Genomic DNA, 16,457 nt, shown 5'->3' with positions numbered 1-16,457 from the left:
GCGCCGGCCTAGAATCGGCCCGGTTTCCCATTCGTCCTTCGGAGGATCGTCATGAACGACAGCCTGCAAACCCCATACGGCTACGCCAACGTGGGCCTTGCTGCCGACCGTCAGCGCGTGCTGCGCAACACCTACTGGCTGCTGGCCCTGTCCCTCGTCCCCACGGTGCTGGGCGCCTGGATCGGCGTCGCCACCGGCCTGTTCCGCACGATGAGCCCGGGCCTGAGCGCCCTGGTCTTCTTCGTCGGAGCCTTCGGCCTGATGTTCGTCATCGAGCGCACCAAGGAGAGCGCCGCCGGCGTCGCCGCCCTGCTCGGCTTCACCTTCTTCATGGGCCTGATGCTGTCGCGCCTGATCGGCTTCGTGCTGGGCTTCAAGAACGGCACGTCGCTGGTCATGACGGCCTTCGGCGGCACGGCGGCGGTCTTCTTCACGATGGCCAGCCTGGCCACCGTCATCAAGCGCGACCTGTCCTCGATGGGCAAATTCCTCGTCGTCGGCGCCGTGATCCTGATGGTCGCGGGCATTGCCAACATCTTCCTGCAGTCGTCCACACTGATGCTGACGATGCTGGTGATGTCCCTGGCCATCTTCTCGGCCTTCATGCTCTACGACATCAAGCGCGTCGTCGACGGCGGCGAGACCAACTACATCAGCGCCACGCTGGCCATCTATCTGGATGTCTACAACGTGTTCCAGAGCCTGCTGTCGTTGCTCGGGATTTTTGGCGGCGATCGCGAATAAGCCCGATATGGCCGGCAAGACAGAGCGCCCCGAGGGGCTGGGGATTCGATTGACGTGTTGACGCCCTTGGCCCTGGCGCCTGATTCGCTCTCTGAGAACTTTGGTTCCAGAGGGCGTTTTCCTTCTGGAGATTTTTCCAGCAGCCTTCCCAGGCCGTGTCTTGCTTTTTAGGCTCCAGACAACACGCGCATGTTGCCTTCAGTAGAAGACGCCCTGACCCCAGACGAACAGCTTACGGACTTCAAGCGGGCCCGCATGTCCGTTGCGAACGGGCACTGAGAGGTCGTAGAGCCCGCGCCCGGGACGGCTGGCCAAGCAGCCGACCTCAAATCCGTCATCAAGGCGCTTGATGCGAAGGCCCGCAGGTGGCCAAGTCGCATCATCGGTCGGCTCCCTCTTGCCGGCGTCCTGAACCACTGCGACCAAGCGGTCTGCGCTCAGAATAAGTTCGGCGTCACGGTCATAGCAGCCGTGGCCCCAGGACCACTTCTGAGGCAGCACGGCTGCAAAAAACAAGGCATTCACCAGCCCAGAGGTGGAGTGCTCAAACTGCAAGCGCTGGTACAGCGGCACCCCACCAGATGCTTCCACGGCTACCGCGTCGCAATAGCCATCCCGAGGCGTGCCTTGGTAAGCGATATAAGGGTTCACGGTCGAGGGTAGAGCCACCCCTGCCAACTTGGTCAGCAGCGAGGGAAGTTGCGCTGCGGCTGCCTGCGACTTGTCCGGGCCGGACGGCACGGCACCAACTATCGACGCCTTGAACTCGTTCCATAAGCTCATGACCTTGTCCTGGCCTACAGCACCGCTCAGCTGGACCTGGTCAACGGACTCAATAAGTGATTCCGGCTGAACGCGCTGTGCCACGAGAGCCTCGGCACGCTGACGTTTCTCAATCTGCGCAGCTTGCCTGGCAGCCTCTTGCTCCGCCTTCAACACCGCAGCACGGGCGCGTTCTGCATCGGCGGCTTCCAACGCGCGAGCGTTTTCCTGCCGTGCAATGACAGCAGCTTCCACTCGAGCATCCCGAATCTTCAGCGTAAGCATCATTTGATGCTTGTAGACCAGTGCGTGTCGCTCCACGAGAGGCTTTGACGTGTCCCGAGATTGCTCCAGGATGCGCTCCAACTCAGCGTCGGTCGGTGTTGGCCCTCGGCTCAGGTTCTCTTCAAGCCAAGCAACGGTTCCCGACAAAACCGCATAGTCCTTGCATAGACGCGGCAGCTTTTCTAAGTGTTCTGCCAGGGGTAGCGTGGCGAGTGCGCCCAAGATGGAAATGGTCAGGCGTGCGTCTCCCCAGGCCGGCATGAACAGCTTCAAGACGCCATGGAGCCCAAGGGCCACGACGGCGACCCATCCAACGGCCCCAATCCCCAGATACACCTTGCTTTGCCAGGACTGCCAATTGCGTTCGCCCGCGAAGGTCTCGGGGTTCCGGCTGCGCAGCGCCTTCGCCAAAAAATGCCCGGTGACAGCTACTCCTGCAGCCAGTACCAGCCCAAACAAAGTCCCGAGTGTTTCGCCCATCCCTAACTCCCTACGCTATCGGCCGAATCCTTGTTTAGACGCCTTTGACCGGCGCCAGTGCCTGACGCGATATGGCATCGCGTCAGGCCTTCGAAGGGAAGCGGCCGGGGTTATCGAACTTTCACCCACTGCTTGCCAAGCTTCGCCATTGCGGCTTCCGTAGCCGCCAGTTCCTTGGCCCGCTGTTCAGGAAACATATGGCCATCTCGTCGAGCATGCGATTGCGCAACTCGCGCCCCGCCGCGTCGATAGGCTCGACAGGCAGCGTCCGACGGGTCGAAGTGGGTTGGAAGTTCACCGCGGATACCTTACTGCTCGGCATCAACACATTAATCAAATCCCTAGCCCCGAGGGGCCCTTTTTCATACAAGGTCAAAGACCGCAACGCTCTCGACGTGGGCCGTGTGCGGGAACATGTTGACCGCGCTGGCCGCCGTGCAGCGATAGCCGGCCACGTTGACGAGCAGGCCCGCGTCGCGAGCCAGCGTCGCCGGGTTGCAGCTGACGTAGACGATGCGCTTGGGCGGCGTCCAGCCCGGCGCCAGCGACGGCTCCTGGGCGATGTCGGCCACGGCCTTGGCCAGGGCGAACGCGCCTTCGCGCGGCGGGTCGATCAGCCAGCGGTCGGCAATGCCATCGGCCGCCAACAGCGCGGGCGTCATCTCGAACAGGTTGCGCGCGACGAAGCCCGTCTTGTGCGCCAGCCCGTTGGCCGCCGCGTTCTCGCGCGAGCGCTGCACCAGCGTCTCGCTGCCCTCGATGCCCAGCACCTCGCGCGCCTGCGTCGCCAGCGGCAGCGTGAAATTGCCCAGGCCGCAGAACCAGTCGATGACGCGGTCGCCGCGCTGCACGGCCAGCAGGCGCAGCGCGCGGCCCACCAGCGCCGCGTTGATGTGCGGGTTCACCTGCGTGAAGTCGGTCGGCTTGAAGGGCATGGTCACGCCGAACTCGGGCAGGCGGTAGGCCAACTGCGGGCCGCCCTCGTCCAGCAGGCGCACCGTGTCCGGCCCCTTGGGCTGCAGCCACCACTGCACACCATGCCTGGCGGCGAACTCGCGCAGCATCGCGACGTCGCCATCCGGCAACGGGTTCAGGTGGCGCAGCACCAGCGCGATGACCTCGTCGCCCATGGCCAGCTCGATCTGCGGCAGGCGGTCGCGCTCGGCCATGCCGGCGATCAGCTCGCGCAGCGGCATCAGCAGGTCGCTGACGACCTTGGGCACGACCTTGCAGACCTGCATGTCGGCCACGTAGCGGCTCTTGCGCTCGTGGAAGCCGATCAGCACGACGCCCTTCTTGGCCACATAGCGCACCGAGAAGCGAGCGCGATAGCGGTAGCCCCAGGTCGGCCCCTCGATGGGCCGCAGCAGCACCTCGGGCCTGACCTTGCCCAGATGCCAGAGCTGGTCCTCGACGACCCGCTGCTTGACCGCCACCTGGGCCCCGGCATGCAGATGCTGCATCTTGCAGCCGCCGCAGGCGCCGGCATGCAGGCCGAAATGCGGGCAGCCCGGCGCGACGCGCAGCGGGCTTTCCTTGCGGACCTCGATGAGCTGGCCCTGCTCCCAGTTGTTCTTGCGGCGCGAGATCTGCGCCTTCACCACTTCGCCGGGCAAGGCGCCGTCGATGAAGACCACCTTGCCCTCGGCGTTGTGCGCCACGCCCTGCGCCTCAAGTTCGATGCTTTCGACCTTGAGCCAATCCGTCATCTGATTCATGGAGCCGGATTATCCCGACACCGCTTTCCAGCCTCAGAAGATCGAGTCCCGGTCCACCCCGTGGCGCATCATGTTGCGCTTCAGCTTGGCCAGCGCCTCGATCTGGATCTGGCGGATGCGCTCGCGCGTGAGCTTGAGGCGGATGGCCAGCACGTCCAGCGTCTCGGGCTCGCGGTCGGACAGGCCATAGCGCCCCGACAGCACCTCTCGCTCGCGATCGTTCAGACTGGCGAGGCCGTGCCGCAGCAGCTCCTCGACCTCATGCGACAGGCGCAGGCCCATCGGGTCGATGGCCTGGTCGTCGGCGACCAGGTCGAGCATGGATTCGCCGCCCTCGCCGCTGCGGTCCACCGGCGAATCGAGGGAACTCGGCAGCTCGGCATAGGCCAGCAGCTCGGCCACCTCGTCGACCGGCCGGCCCAGGGCCTGGGCCACGTCCTCGGCGCGCACGCGACTCTCGGCGCCCTGGGCGCTCTGCAGCGCCTCCAGCGCGCGGCGGGCCTTCAGCACCTGGTTGAGCTCGCGCACGATATGCACCGGCAGCCGCACGAGGCGGGCCTGGTGCATCAACGCACGCTCGATGCTCTGGCGTATCCACCAGCTCGAATAGGTCGAGAAGCGGAAGCCCCGCTCGGGCTCGAACTTGCTGATCGCGTGCATCAGGCCGAGGTTGCCCTCCTCGATGAGGTCGCTCATCGGCAGGCCGCGGCCGAGGTAGTTCTTCGCGATGCTGACGACGAGCCTCAGGTTGTGCTCGATCATGGCCTGGCGAGCATGGAAGTCGCCGGCACGCGCGGCCTGGGCGGTGTCGAACTCCTGCTGGGGCGTCAGCAGCGGCGTGCGCCGGATGTCGCGCAGATAGGCCTGCAAGGCATTGCCGACCTCGACGTCGTCGCCGGCACCGCGCAGCACCTGGGCATCGTCCTCGGGCGATTCGGCCGGGCCGCTGCCCGCATCGGCAGCGCCGTTCAGCGCCGACAGCACGACGCCGGGCTCGGCGCCGTCATGATGACCGTTGAGTTTGGGCGCAGCGCGTTTCATGGCGTGTTCGCTGGCCCGGTGCGGAGGGTGTGCTGACCGCCCGCTCAGCGCGGCGGCAGCAGCCTGGCCGGATCGACCGGCTTGCCGAGCTTGCGCACTTCGAAGTGCAGCTTGACGGTGTCGCTCTCGGTGGAACCCATCTCGGCAATCCTCTGACCCTTGCGTACGACTTGGTCCTGCTCGACCAGCATTGCCCGGTTGTGGGCATACGCCGTCAGGTAGGTGTTGTTGTGCTTGATGATGACCAAGTTGCCGTAGCCGCGCAAGCCCGAACCGGCGTAAACCACGCGGCCGTCGGCCACGGCCAGCACCGGGTCGCCCGGCTTGCCGGAGAAGTCCAGCCCCTTGTTGCGCTGCTCGTCGAAGCCGGCGCTGACCGGCTGCGCGACCGGCCAGCCCCAGGCGAGGCCGTCCTCTTCCGCGGCCGGTGCCGCAGGCGCCGCGGAAGCCGCGGCCGGAGGCACGCTGGCCACGGCCACCGGCGGCTTGGCATCCAGCGGGCGGGCCTCGACCTTGGGCGCCGAGGCGATGGGCCTGGCCGTCACGGCGGCGGCGTCGACGCCGGGCGGCACGACGCGCAGCACCTGGCCGACCTCGATGCGGTTCGGGTTCTCGAGGCTGTTCCACTTGGCCACGTCGCGCCAGCTCTGGCCGTTGTCCAGCGCGATGCGGATCAGCGCGTCGCCGGGCTTGACGGTGTAGTAGCCGGGCTTGCCGGCGTTTTCGGCGCCCGGCGGCAGCTTGGCCTCGGGCGCCGAGGCCGCGGAGGACGCCGCCTCGGCGGCCGGCCTGGGCTGCTGCGGGTTGCGGTCCTCGACGGGCGCGCGGTGCAGCGACGTGCCGCAGGCGCTGAGCAGCAGCGAGGTGGAGAGGGCGAGAAGGAAACGCAGGCTTGAGGGCATCGTGTGGCTACGGCACGTTGGAGGCCGACCCGATTGTGTGGCGCGATACGCCGACGGCCCCGTCAGACAACGCCGGATTTTAGGGGGACGAAGAGCACGGCCTCGTGCTCGCTGCGGACCCAGCGGCTGACGCCGGCCTCGACGACGTGATCGAGCACGACCAGCACCTGGCCGCGGCCGCCCGCCGCCGTCGGCGCGACGAGGCGCCCGCCCGGTGCCAACTGGTCCATCCAGGCCCGCGGGATGTCCTCGCCGCCGGCCGCCGCGACGATGCTGTCGAAGGGGCCGCTGGCCGAGTGGCCGATGCGCCCGTCGCCCCAGACCAGGCGCGGCACCGGATGCGATCTGGGCAGCGCGATGCGCTGCAGATTGGCCTTGGCCTTGTCGTGCAGGCCCTGCAGGCGCTCGATGGACGTGACCTGGCGGGCCAGCAGCGCGATGACCGCAGCCTGGTAGCCGCAGCCGGTGCCGATCTCCAGCACGCGGCCGAGCGAGCCGCGCTGCCGGGCGCCCGCACCGGCAAACAGCAGGCCCAGCATGTGGCCGACGACGGAGGGCTTGGAGATGGTCTGGCCGTGGCCGATGGGCAGGGCCGTGTCTTCATAGGCCTGGGCCGCGAGCGCGCTGTCGACGAACTCGTGGCGCGGCACGGCGGCCATCGCGGCCAGCACGCGCTCGTCGAACCTGCCCTCGGCACGCAGCCGGCTGACCATGCGCTCGCGCACGGCGCCGCTGTCCAGGCCCGTACCGCTGGGTCGGGCCAGCCGCGCCGCGTCGGCCGTGGCCTGGCGCAGATGGCGCTGCGGCATCAGCAGCTCGCGCTGCGGCGTGGCGGCCGACCTCAGGCTGGCCGGAAAGCGCTTGGGTGTGGACATTCAGAGGCCCAGGCGCTGCGCCCAGGAGCCCAGGGACGCATGCTCGGTCAGGTCCACCTGCAGCGGCGTGATCGAGACCTGGCCGTTGGCCGTCGCGTGGAAGTCCGTGCCCGCGCCGGCATCCCTGGCGTCGCCGGCCGGGCCGATCCAGTAGATGATCTCGCCGCGCGGGCTGACCTGCTCGATGATGGCTTCGGCGGAGTGGCGACGGCCCAGCCGCGTGATCTTGCGCGGCAGCTTGTCGGCATCGGCCCGGTTGGGGATGTTGACGTTCAGCAGAAAGCCCTGGCCCAGGCCACCGGCAATGACCTGCTCGACGACGCTGCGCGCCGTGCGGGCCGCCGCCTCCAGCTCGCCCCAGCCCTTCTCGGCCTGCGAGAAGGCGATGGACGGGATGCCGAACAGATAGCCCTCGGTGGCCGCGGCGACGGTGCCGGAGTAGAGCGTGTCGTCGCCCATGTTGGCGCCGTTGTTGATGCCCGAGAGCACCAGGTCGGGCCGGTAGCCCAGCAGGCCGCTCAGCGCGAGGTGAACGCCGTCGGACGGCGTGCCGCTGACGTAGCGGAAGCCGTTGGCGGCGCGATGGACATTGAGCGGGCGGTTCAGCGTCAGCGAGTTGGACGTGCCGCTGGCGTTCTGCTCGGGGGCGATGACGTCGATCTCGCCCAGGCCTTCACAGGCTTTCACGAGAGCCGCCAGGCCCGGCGCGAGGTAGCCGTCGTCGTTGGAAATCAGGATGCGCATGGCGGCCAATTGTAGGGAGGGCGTCACCTGCGGGACCGGGTGTAAGCCCCTTGATTCCTATCATGCGCGGTCCACGCAAACAGGAGATGACGATGAAGGCTTGGCTCTGCGAAAACCCGGTGGGCGTCGAGGCGCTGCAATGGCGCCAACTGCCGGCGCCGGCCCTGCCCGCCGGCCAGCTGCGCGTGGCCATTCGCGCCGCGAGCCTGAACTTCCCCGACCTGCTCATCGTGCAGAACAAGTACCAGATGAAGCCGCCCCTGCCCTTCGTGCCGGGCACGGAGTTCTCGGGCGTCGTCACGGAGGTGGGCGAAGGCGTCAAGGGCTTTGCGGTTGGTCAGCGCGTCGCGGCCTTCGGCGGCCTGGGCGGCTTCGCGACCGAGGTCTGCATCCCGGCCCAGCTGGCCATGCCCCTGCCCGAGGGCTTCGCCTACGAAGACGCCGCCGCCTTCATCTGCACCTATGCCACCAGCCACCACGCGCTGATGGACCGCGCGGCGCTGCAGGCCGGCGAGACCGTGCTCATCCTCGGCGCGGCCGGCGGCGTCGGCACGGCGGCCATCCAGATCGCCAAGGCCGCCGGCGCGCGCGTCATCGCCGCCGCCGGCAGCGACGCCAAATGCCAGGCCTGCCAGGCCCTGGGCGCCGACGCGACCATCAACTACGCGACCCAGAACCTGCGCGACGAGCTGAAAGCCCTGACCGAGGGCAAGGGCCCCGACGTCATCTACGACCCGGTTGGCGGCGATCTGGCCGAGGCCGCCTTCCGCTCCATCGCCTGGCGCGGCCGCTACCTCGTCGTCGGCTTCGCCCAGGGCGCCATCCCGGCGCTGCCGCTGAACCTGGCCCTGCTCAAGGGCGCGTCCCTGGTCGGCGTGTTCTGGGGTGAGTTCGCGAAGCGCGAACCCGGCCGCAACGCCAGCATGCTGGGCGAACTGGCCGCCTGGTATGCCGCCGGCAAGATCAAGCCCGTGCTGGACCGCGTGCTGCCGATGGAGGAACTGCCCGCGGCCTTCGCCCGCATGGCAGCCCGCGAGGTCATCGGCAAGTTGGTTCTTACCAATCCGTGAAGCCTGAAACGGGGGCGCGCCCCCCCGCGGTCGCGCGGCGTTTGCGCAGGGCTGGTGCGCTACATTCGGCGGTCGAATCGACAGCCGCCGTACCCGCGCCATGACCGTCAAAGTCCTCATCATCGAAGACAACCCTGTCGCCCGCAGCTTCCTGTGCCGCGTGGTGCGAGAGAGCTTCAGCGATGCGATGGAGATCACCGAGGTCGGCGATCTCGAGAACGCGCGCCGCCAGGTGGCCAAGACCGGCGGCAGCGCGCCCGACGGCGGCTTCAAGCTCGTCCTCGTCGACCTGGAGCTGCCGGACGGCAACGGCATGGAGTTCCTGACCGAACTCGCCGGCTCCACGGCCATCAAGATCGTCACGACGCTCTACTCCGACGACGACCACCTCTTCCCGGCGCTGCAGTGCGGCGCCGACGGCTATCTGCTGAAGGAAGACCGCTTCGAGGTGCTGGTGGAGGAATTGCAGCGCATCGTGCGCGGCCAGCCGCCGCTGTCGCCGGCCATCGCGCGCCGCCTGCTGTCGCACTTCCGGCCCGCGTCCGGCGACAGCGGCTCCATGCCGCTGAACTCCGGCTTCGGCTCGCTGTCGTCCTCGCAGGCGCCCTTCAGCAGCAGCCGCAGCGTCGCACTGGACCCGCCGCCCGAATGGGAGCGCCTGACGCCGCGCGAGAGCGAAGTGCTGACCTATCTGAGCAAGGGCTTCACGATCAAGGAGATCGCGAACCTGATGGGCATCAAGTGGTTCACCGTCAACGACCACATCAAGAGCATCTACAAGAAGCTCAACGTGTCCAGCCGCGCCGAGGCGGCCGTGCTGGCGTCAAAGCAGGGCCTGGTCTAACCAGCGTTCCATCAGCCGCGCGAGCGCGGCCTTCAATCCCGAAGCCTCGCGCGCCATCGCGGTGCGCAGCTCGCCCGGCGCGATGCCCGCGTGCTCCAGTTCGTCGATATGGCCGACCAGCCATTGCTCGAAGCGGGTCGGGTCGACCTCGGGATGGAATTGCAGGCCCAGGGCTCGCTCGTGCGGCGCGAAGGCCTGGTGGGGGCAGACGGCCGTGGCTGCGAGCGAGGCGATGCCGGCCGGCAGCTCGAACTGGTCGCCATGCCAGTGCAGCATGGGCTGGCCTCCCAGTTCGGCCAGCGCCGTGCGCTGCCCTGCCGCGGTCAGCGCCAGCGGAGCAAAGCCGATCTCCTTGACGCCCATGGCCCGGACCCGCGCGCCCAGCGCCCGCGCCATCAGCTGCGCGCCCAGGCAGATGCCGAGCAGCGGCCGGCGCGAATCCAGCCGGCGGCGGACCAACGCGACCTCGTCGGCCAGCCAGGGGAAGCGCGCCTCGTCCTCGACGCCGATCGGGCCGCCGAGCACGACGAGCAGATCCACTTCGGCCAGGTCGACGGCCCGGAAGTCGTCGACGCCGGCCTCGTGATAGCGCACGTCGAAGCCGCGGCCACACAGCAGCGGCTCGATGAGGCCGAGGTCTTCGAAGGCGAGGTGGCGCAGCGCCAGCGCGGTCTTTTTCATGGGCTGCATCATCGCCGCACCAGCTCGTGGCTCAGGCTGCCGAGCGCAGCTTCACGGCGGGGAAATCCACCGGCACGGCGAAGGCGACGTTCACATAGTTGGTGAACAGGTTCAGCGCGACATGGGCCAGGATCTCGACGATCTGGCCGTCGCCGAAGCCCGCCGCGCGCAGGGCCGCGACATCGGCGTCGCCGACCTGGCCGCGCTGCGCGACGAGCTTCAGCGCAAAGCCCAGGACCGCGGCCGTCGCCGGATCGGCGGACTCGCCGGCCTGGGCGGCGCTCATCTCGGCGGCCGACGCGCCGGCCTTGCGGCCCAGCATCGTGTGGGCGGCCAGGCAGTATTCGCAGCCGTTGCGGTCGGCCACGGCGACGGCGATCTGCTCCGCGAGCTTGGCCGGGAGACTGCCGCCACCCAGCGCGCCGAAGAAGCCCCACATCGCCTGCAGCGCGGCCGGCGAGTTGGCCACGGCGCGGAACATATTGGGCGTGGCGCCGAAGGCGCCGTGCACGGCGTCCAGCAGCGCACGGCTGGCGTCGGGGGTGTCGGTGGCGGAAACGAGGGAAACGCGGGCGTTCATGGGGTCACCTGTCGGTTGCAGTGGGAAGGCCTCCACTGTGGCCGCCTAACCGGCACGATAGGTATCATTTCGTCCGCACAAGATACCCATTCGTCTCGTGATCCAAGAAACCCCATTGGACCGCCTGAGCCCGCTGTTCGAGCGCTTTCGTGTGCGGGCCCGCCTCTTCCACGCCGGGCCGCTGTGCGGCGTGACGCAATTCGACGCCCAGCCCGGCCGCAGCTTCCTGCATGTGATGCGCAACGGCGAGATGGAGATCCGCCACGCGGCCGGCAGCGGCCTCGTCGAACGCATCGTCGTCAGCGAGCCCAGCCTGGTCTTCTACCCCCGGCCGCTGGCCCACGACTTCCACAACGCGCCGGCCGAGGGCTCGGACTTCGTCTGCGCGACGCTGGACTTCGACGCCGGCGTGGCCCATCCGCTCGTGCGGGCGCTGCCGCCGCTGGTGGTGCTGCCGCTGGCCCGGGTGGATGGCATCGCCGCGACGCTGGCCCTGCTGTTCGGCGAAGCGGAGCGCGTGCGCTGCGGCCAGCGCCTGCTGGCCGACCGGCTCTTCGAGGTGCTGCTGCTGCAGCTGCTGCGCTGGATGCTGGACCAGCGCGACGCGGTGCTGCCGCTGGGCCTGCTGCGCGGCTTGAGCGACCCGCGCCTGGCCCGCGCGCTGACGGCCCTGCACGCGAGGCCCGGCGTGGTCTGGAGCCTGGAGGGCATGGCGGCCGAGGCCGGCATGTCGCGCAGCCGCTTCGCGCCGGCCTTCAAGGCGGCCGTCGGGCAGACGCCGGCCGACTATCTGTCGCAGTGGCGCCTGGCCATCGCGCGCAGCGAACTGCGCGCCGGCAAGCCGCTCAAGGCCCTGGCCGCGGAACTCGGCTACGCCAACGCGTCGGCGCTGAGCCGGCGCTTCACGCAGCAGACGGGCCAGTCGCCCCGCGCCTGGCTGCAGCGCGACGGGTAGGCGCGGGCCGGGCTGCCTTCCCAGCAGTTGCTGCAAGGCCTTGCCGGCCGCCGACGGGCGCCCTTGGGGAAACGCAGAACAGGATTTCAGTCCAGCGCCGTCCACTCCTCGCGCGCGACCTCGCGGATGCAGCGGATGAAATAGTCCGCCGCACGGGTCAGCAGGCTGTCCTCGTGCACCAGCAGGCTCATGCTCAGGCGCGGCAGGGTCAGCCCCAGCGGCAGGGCGCTGAAGCGCTGGCGCAGTTCGGGCATGCCGATCGCGAACAGCGACCAGAAGAACACGACGTCGTTCTCCATCGCCAGGCTGTGGAACAGGGCCTGCGAGGTGCAGCGCGTCACGCGTGCCGGCGGCGCCAGACCCTCGCGTGCGAACAGCTCGGCCAGCAGGGCCGGGAAGCGGCCGCTGACGTCGGTGTGAATCCACTCGGCGCCCTGCAGCTCGGCGAGGCTGCGGCTGGCGGCCAGCGGGCTGTCGCGGCGCACGCCGAAGGCCGTGGGCAGCGAGAACAGCGGCTCCCAGCGCAGCGTCGTGTCGCCCTGCGGTGCGGTGGTCGAGCCGACGGCGAAGTCCAGCCGGCTGTTGTGCAGGTTCTCGTGGAGCTGCTCGGGCGTGCATTCGACGAAGTCCAGCGCCACCTCGGGCCAGGCCTGGCGGAAGCGGGCAAAGGCCTTGGGCACGATGGTCAGGCCGGCCAGCGGCGTCACGCCGATCACCAGCCGCCCGCCGCGGCGGCCGCGCAACTGCCCCATGTCCTCCTCGGCGCGCTGCAGTTCGCGCACGATGAGCCGCGCCCGCGCCAGCAGCACCTGGCCCTCGGCCGTCAGCACGACGCCACGCGACTGGCGCTGCAGCAGCGGCGTGCCCACCTCGGTCTCCAGGTCGCGCAGCGCGCGGGTGACGGCGGGCTGCGTCAGGTGCAGCGCCCGGGCCGCGGCATGGATGCCGCCGTGGTCGGCCACGGCGACGAGGGCGACGAGCTGATGCTGCTTCAACTGAAACGCACTGATAAATGATGTTTATCAATATAAATGCAATTTGATTGTTGCTTCGCACTGGCTTCATCAGAGTGCGGGTACGCGGCGGCGGCCCGTCCCTGCCTCGCGGCGGGTACCCAATTCGTCCAACCCCGAGCCAAACTCCATGAAAAAGCCTCAAGCCACCCTGGCCACCCTGTGCCTCAGCGCCCTCTTCAGCGCCGCGCAGGCCGAGCCCTATCTGTTCAAGCAGCTGTCCAAATACCCCGAGTACAGCGGCGCGGCCGGCGACAACAAGTTCAGCCTCTACGGCAGCGTCGACGCGGGCCTGAACCTGACCCAGACCGAGCATGCCGCCAGCCTGAAGAAGGAACAGAGCGGCGGCGCCTACACCTCCAAGTTCGGCATCTATGGCCGCGAGGACCTGGGTAGCGGCCTGCGTGCCGAGTTCAACCTCGAGGCCGGCCTGCAGACCGACACCGGCACCGCCAACGCCAGCCAGTTCTGGGACCGCGCGGCCTGGGTGGGCCTGAAGTCCAGGGACTACGGCACGCTGCGCCTGGGCAACCAGCTGGGCGTGAGCCTGCCCCTCTTCGTCGACCCCTTCGGCGTCGTGTCGACGAATTCGATGACCTACTGGCTGGCCAGCGCCATCGTGCAGAAGAGCGCCGTGACGCCGGGCCTGAGCGCGACCAGCCCGGTCGGCACGAACAGCGATCTCGGCAACGGCGCCTCCCAGGTCACGACCCGCGTACCGCGCGCCATCAGCTACACCTCGCCGCGCGTCGCCGGCGTGGACCTGAAGCTGCTCTACGCGCCGGGCGCCAACACGGCCAGCTACAACCGCACCTACAACAAGGGCGTGGTCACGACTCTGATCCACGGCCCCTGGTACGGCGCCGCCAGCTACAACCAGGTCTTCGGCGTGGACACCAGCACGATGAGCGCGGTGCGCACCGACGTCAGCGGCCTGGCCGGCATCTACGACGCGGGCGATCTGGTGCTGTCCGCCGCCGTCAACCGCTCGCAGCTGAAGACGGCCACCGGCGGCCGGGCCGATGTCTATTCCCTGGGCATGATCCTGCCGCAGGAGCGCCACATCTGGCGCCTGTCCCTGGTCTACCGCGATACCCGCGGCGTGCGCAGCAACGTGACCAAGCAGGAGGTGGAGAGCTCGGCGCTGGGCTGGATGGCCGGCTATGACTACGAGTTCTCGCGCAGCGTGGGCCTGTATGCCCGCGCCGGCGTGCTGCGCAACTTCGGCGCCTCGACCGTCGTGCTGAACAACGCCACGCTGCCGCTGCTGCCGGCCAGCAGCAACGCCCAGCCCGGCATCGAGGCGCGCACCGCCTCGCTCGGCATGTTCGTCCACTTCTGAGCCGGGTGATGAGCGCAGCCCCCGCCCGAGGACGCCGCCTGGTGGTGGCCCTGCTGATGGCCGTGATGGTCATCAGCGTGCTGGACAAGTCCATCTTCGCCTTCGCCGGCCCCCAGATCATCGACGAGCTGGGGCTGACGCCGCAGCAGTTCGGCTTCGTGGGCAGCGCCTTCTTTTTCCTATACTCGCTCGCCGGGCTGATCGTCGGCTTCGCGGCCAACCGCTGGGCCTCGCGCTGGATCCTGTCGATCATGTCGCTGGTCTGGATGCTGGCGCAGCTGCTGACCTCCTTCAGCCAGAGCTTCACGGCCCTGGTGGCCAGCCGCATGCTGCTGGGCGCCGGCTGCGGCCCCGGCACGGCCGTGACCCAGCACGCCTGCTTCAAATGGTTCGCGCCGCGCGAGCGCGTGCTGCCCTCGGCGCTGATCCAGGTCGGCCTGATGCTGGGCGCGATCAGCGGCGCGCTGCTGCTGCCGCTGCTGATCCAGCGACTGGGCTGGCGTGCGGCCTATCTGCTGCTGGCCGGCGTCGGCCTGCTGTGGCTGCTGCTGTGGCTGTGGCAGGGGCGCGAGGGCGGCCACGACGACGCGGCCGGCAGCAGCCAGGCGCCGGCGCTCTACCGCCATCTGCTGCGCGACCGCAGCTTCGTCTTCATCACGCTGGCGGGCTTCTGCACCTATCTGCCCAATGCGCTCATCTACAGCTGGGTGCCGGTCTATCTGCAGCGCGGCCTGGGCATGACGCCGATGCAGTCAGGCTATCTGGTGATGGCCGCGACGCTGGGCGTCATCGTGATGAACCTGGTGGTGTCCAGCCTGTCGCAGCGCGCGCTGCAGCGCGGTGCCCGCGTGCGCCGCGCGATGGTCTGGCCGCCCATGCTGGCCTGCATCGCGGCCGGCCTGGCCCTGTCGGCCATCGGCTTCCTGAGCCTGGAGCGGCTACCGCTGCTGCTGCTGTTCGCGCTGGGCAGCGTGCTGGTCAATCTGACGCCGGCCTTCTCCAACACCATCGTCGCCTTCTTCGCGCCGCCGCGCCAGCGCGGCAGCCTGCTGGCCATCCACATCGGCCTGATGACCAGCGCCGGCATGCTGGCGCCGCATCTCGTGGGCCAGGCCGTGGCCTGGCAGGGCGGGCACATCGCCGCCGGCTTCGAGCTCGCGCTGGGCGGCATCGGCCTCGCGCTGATCGCCGGCGGGCTGCTCGGCCTGGCCCTGATCGACCCCGAGCGCAGCCGCCTGCGCCACGTGCCCGAAGCGGCCGAAGCGACGGAGCGGGCTCGATGATGGACCTCGACAGTTTTTCCGGCAGCTATGCCGAGGCGCGCGAGAAGTTCCTGCAGGCCTGCGAGCTGCGCGGCCTCGCCGTGCAGAGCCATGTCCACCCGCTGCGCGGCCGCCAGGGCGAGGAGCTGGCCATCGACGTGGCCCGCCTCGGGGCCGCGGACGCGCGCCATCTGCTCATCGTCAGCAGCGGCTGCCACGGCATCGAGGGCTATTGCGGCTCGGGCCTGCAGGTGGACCTGCTGCGCGATGCATCCTGGCAGGCACGCTGCGAGCGCGCCGGCCTGGCCGTGCTCTACCTGCATGCGCTGAACCCGCATGGCTTCTCGTGGGAGCGCCGCGTCACGCACGAGAACGTCGACCTGAACCGCAATTTCCGCGACTTCGCCGCGCCGCTGCCGGCCAACCCCGACTACCTCGCGCTGGCGCCGCTGCTGCTGCCGCGCCGCTGCCCGCCGACGCTGGGCAGCCAGCTCGGGCTGATGCTGCAACTGGCGCGCAAGGGCCGCCGGCATGTGCAGGCGGCCATCTCGCGCGGCCAGCACGAGGATGCGCGGGGCCTGTTCTTCGCCGGCCACGCGCCGAGCTGGAGCCATCTGCGCCTGCTCGACATCCTGGCCGCCCACGGCCGGCAATGCCGCCGCATGGCCTGGATCGACGTGCACACCGGCCTCGGGCCGCCGGGCGTCGGCGAGCGCATCTACAAGGGCGCGCCGGGGCCGGAGGCCATCGCGCGGGCGCGGCGCTGGTGGGGGCCGCAGGTCACCAGCACGGCCGAGGGCAATTCCTCGTCGGCCCTGCTGGGCGGCACGCTGGATATCGGCGTGATGCGCGCCTGCCCGCAGGCCGAGTACAACGGCCTGACGCTGGAATATGGCACCCTGCCCGGTCGCCAGGTGCTGGACGCGCTGCGCGCCGACCACTGGCTCCACCGCAACCCCGGTGCGGACGAGGCCACCGCTGCCCGCGTGCGCCGGCGCCTGCGCGCGGCCTTCTACGTCGAGACGGCGGCCTGGAAGCAGGCCGTGCTGACCCAGGGCCGCGAGGTCGTGGGCCAGGCGCTGGCCGGGCTGGCGACACCGCTGGACTGAATGGCAACCGACTCCAGCTCCAGATCATTCGACATACGCCGCATTGCCAC

Annotated in this window: 16 protein-coding genes; 7 read left to right on the top strand and 9 right to left on the bottom strand. The window is 69.2% G+C overall.

Going from position 1 to position 16,457, the window contains the following annotated elements; all coding sequences use genetic code 11:
* Positions 1 to 51 precede the first annotated feature (51 nt).
* Entirely contained in the window at positions 52 to 744 is a 693-nt protein-coding gene (locus tag NYP07_RS10625) for a Bax inhibitor-1/YccA family protein (protein WP_268150146.1), read from the top strand.
* Positions 745 to 942: 198 nt separating this feature from the next.
* Here NYP07_RS10625 and NYP07_RS10620 read toward each other — a convergent pair whose 3' ends face one another.
* From NYP07_RS10620 to surE, 6 genes are all read right to left on the bottom strand, one after another.
* The gene (locus NYP07_RS10620) at positions 943 to 2,271 is read right to left on the bottom strand and encodes a hypothetical protein (RefSeq protein WP_268150144.1); all 1,329 of its coding nucleotides are present in this window, start codon (positions 2,269 to 2,271) and stop codon (positions 943 to 945) included.
* A 362-nt stretch (positions 2,272 to 2,633) separates the two neighbouring features.
* Complete coding sequence (rlmD, locus tag NYP07_RS10615; RefSeq protein WP_268150142.1) at positions 2,634 to 3,989, bottom strand: 23S rRNA (uracil(1939)-C(5))-methyltransferase RlmD; 1,356 nt, start codon at positions 3,987 to 3,989, stop codon at positions 2,634 to 2,636.
* Positions 3,990 to 4,022: 33 nt separating this feature from the next.
* Positions 4,023 to 5,030, bottom strand: a complete 1,008-nt coding sequence (rpoS, locus tag NYP07_RS10610; protein WP_268150140.1) for an RNA polymerase sigma factor RpoS — start codon at positions 5,028 to 5,030, stop codon at positions 4,023 to 4,025.
* A gap of 44 nt (positions 5,031 to 5,074) precedes the next feature.
* A complete protein-coding gene (locus tag NYP07_RS10605) occupies positions 5,075 to 5,932 on the bottom strand; it encodes a peptidoglycan DD-metalloendopeptidase family protein (protein ID WP_268150138.1) in 858 nt (285 codons plus the stop codon).
* 62 nt (positions 5,933 to 5,994) lie between these two features.
* Entirely contained in the window at positions 5,995 to 6,807 is an 813-nt protein-coding gene (locus NYP07_RS10600; RefSeq protein ID WP_268150136.1) for a protein-L-isoaspartate(D-aspartate) O-methyltransferase, read from the bottom strand.
* On the bottom strand, positions 6,808 to 7,551 hold the full coding sequence (gene surE, locus NYP07_RS10595) for a 5'/3'-nucleotidase SurE (protein WP_268150134.1): 744 nt from the start codon (positions 7,549 to 7,551) through the stop codon (positions 6,808 to 6,810).
* A gap of 92 nt (positions 7,552 to 7,643) precedes the next feature.
* Here surE and NYP07_RS10590 point away from each other — a divergent pair, with 92 nt between their 5' ends.
* Together NYP07_RS10590 and NYP07_RS10585 are read left to right on the top strand one after the other, a co-directional pair.
* A complete protein-coding gene (locus NYP07_RS10590; protein WP_268150132.1) occupies positions 7,644 to 8,621 on the top strand; it encodes an NADPH:quinone oxidoreductase family protein in 978 nt (325 codons plus the stop codon).
* A gap of 100 nt (positions 8,622 to 8,721) precedes the next feature.
* A complete protein-coding gene (locus NYP07_RS10585) occupies positions 8,722 to 9,465 on the top strand; it encodes a LuxR C-terminal-related transcriptional regulator (RefSeq protein WP_268150130.1) in 744 nt (247 codons plus the stop codon).
* Here NYP07_RS10585 and NYP07_RS10580 read toward each other — a convergent pair.
* Positions 9,445 to 10,146: a glutamine amidotransferase gene (locus NYP07_RS10580; protein ID WP_268150128.1), complete on the bottom strand. Its 702-nt coding sequence runs from the start codon at positions 10,144 to 10,146 to the stop codon at positions 9,445 to 9,447. The genes NYP07_RS10585 and NYP07_RS10580 overlap by 21 nt on opposite strands.
* Before the next feature lie 31 nt (positions 10,147 to 10,177).
* Entirely contained in the window at positions 10,178 to 10,726 is a 549-nt protein-coding gene (locus NYP07_RS10575; RefSeq protein ID WP_268150126.1) for a carboxymuconolactone decarboxylase family protein, read from the bottom strand.
* A 115-nt stretch (positions 10,727 to 10,841) separates the two neighbouring features.
* Between NYP07_RS10575 and NYP07_RS10570 the strand changes: the two genes are divergently transcribed.
* Positions 10,842 to 11,681, top strand: coding sequence for an AraC family transcriptional regulator (locus tag NYP07_RS10570; protein WP_276597194.1), 840 nt, complete (start codon positions 10,842 to 10,844; stop codon positions 11,679 to 11,681).
* An 86-nt stretch (positions 11,682 to 11,767) separates the two neighbouring features.
* Here the strand turns inward: NYP07_RS10570 and NYP07_RS10565 are convergent, their stop codons facing one another.
* The gene (locus NYP07_RS10565; RefSeq protein WP_268150124.1) at positions 11,768 to 12,676 is read right to left on the bottom strand and encodes a LysR family transcriptional regulator; all 909 of its coding nucleotides are present in this window, start codon (positions 12,674 to 12,676) and stop codon (positions 11,768 to 11,770) included.
* A gap of 148 nt (positions 12,677 to 12,824) precedes the next feature.
* Between NYP07_RS10565 and NYP07_RS10560 the strand changes: the two genes are divergently transcribed.
* The 3 genes from NYP07_RS10560 to NYP07_RS10550 are packed head-to-tail and all read left to right on the top strand — an operon-like array spanning position 12,825 to position 16,407.
* Positions 12,825 to 14,036 (top strand): porin, encoded by a 1,212-nt coding sequence (locus tag NYP07_RS10560; RefSeq protein ID WP_268150122.1) that lies wholly within the window; start codon positions 12,825 to 12,827, stop codon positions 14,034 to 14,036.
* Between the two features lie 8 nt (positions 14,037 to 14,044).
* Entirely contained in the window at positions 14,045 to 15,319 is a 1,275-nt protein-coding gene (locus NYP07_RS10555) for an MFS transporter (protein ID WP_268150120.1), read from the top strand.
* Complete coding sequence (locus tag NYP07_RS10550) at positions 15,316 to 16,407, top strand: M14 family metallopeptidase (RefSeq protein ID WP_268150118.1); 1,092 nt, start codon at positions 15,316 to 15,318, stop codon at positions 16,405 to 16,407. Before NYP07_RS10555 ends, NYP07_RS10550 begins: the two co-directional genes overlap by 4 nt.
* Positions 16,408 to 16,457: the final 50 nt, after the last annotated feature.

It is taken from the genome of Pelomonas aquatica, from assembly GCF_026712205.1.
In the GTDB taxonomy this organism is placed as follows: Bacteria; Pseudomonadota; Gammaproteobacteria; order Burkholderiales; family Burkholderiaceae_C; genus Pelomonas; species Pelomonas aquatica.
This window is presented reverse-complemented; position numbering and strand designations above follow the sequence as displayed.

What these genes read in the sequence shown, in the direction of transcription:
- NYP07_RS10625 (WP_268150146.1), top strand. Translation starts at nt 52, where the DNA reads ATGAACGACAGCCTGCAAACCCCATACGGCTACGCCAACGTGGGCCTT.
- NYP07_RS10620 (WP_268150144.1), bottom strand. Translation starts at nt 2,271, where the DNA reads ATGGGCGAAACACTCGGGACTTTGTTTGGGCTGGTACTGGCTGCAGGA.
- rlmD (WP_268150142.1), bottom strand. Translation starts at nt 3,989, where the DNA reads ATGAATCAGATGACGGATTGGCTCAAGGTCGAAAGCATCGAACTTGAG.
- rpoS (WP_268150140.1), bottom strand. Translation starts at nt 5,030, where the DNA reads ATGAAACGCGCTGCGCCCAAACTCAACGGTCATCATGACGGCGCCGAG.
- NYP07_RS10605 (WP_268150138.1), bottom strand. Translation starts at nt 5,932, where the DNA reads ATGCCCTCAAGCCTGCGTTTCCTTCTCGCCCTCTCCACCTCGCTGCTG.
- NYP07_RS10600 (WP_268150136.1), bottom strand. Translation starts at nt 6,807, where the DNA reads ATGTCCACACCCAAGCGCTTTCCGGCCAGCCTGAGGTCGGCCGCCACG.
- surE (WP_268150134.1), bottom strand. Translation starts at nt 7,551, where the DNA reads ATGCGCATCCTGATTTCCAACGACGACGGCTACCTCGCGCCGGGCCTG.
- NYP07_RS10590 (WP_268150132.1), top strand. Translation starts at nt 7,644, where the DNA reads ATGAAGGCTTGGCTCTGCGAAAACCCGGTGGGCGTCGAGGCGCTGCAA.
- NYP07_RS10585 (WP_268150130.1), top strand. Translation starts at nt 8,722, where the DNA reads ATGACCGTCAAAGTCCTCATCATCGAAGACAACCCTGTCGCCCGCAGC.
- NYP07_RS10580 (WP_268150128.1), bottom strand. Translation starts at nt 10,146, where the DNA reads ATGAAAAAGACCGCGCTGGCGCTGCGCCACCTCGCCTTCGAAGACCTC.
- NYP07_RS10575 (WP_268150126.1), bottom strand. Translation starts at nt 10,726, where the DNA reads ATGAACGCCCGCGTTTCCCTCGTTTCCGCCACCGACACCCCCGACGCC.
- NYP07_RS10560 (WP_268150122.1), top strand. Translation starts at nt 12,825, where the DNA reads ATGAAAAAGCCTCAAGCCACCCTGGCCACCCTGTGCCTCAGCGCCCTC.
- NYP07_RS10555 (WP_268150120.1), top strand. Translation starts at nt 14,045, where the DNA reads ATGAGCGCAGCCCCCGCCCGAGGACGCCGCCTGGTGGTGGCCCTGCTG.
- NYP07_RS10550 (WP_268150118.1), top strand. Translation starts at nt 15,316, where the DNA reads ATGATGGACCTCGACAGTTTTTCCGGCAGCTATGCCGAGGCGCGCGAG.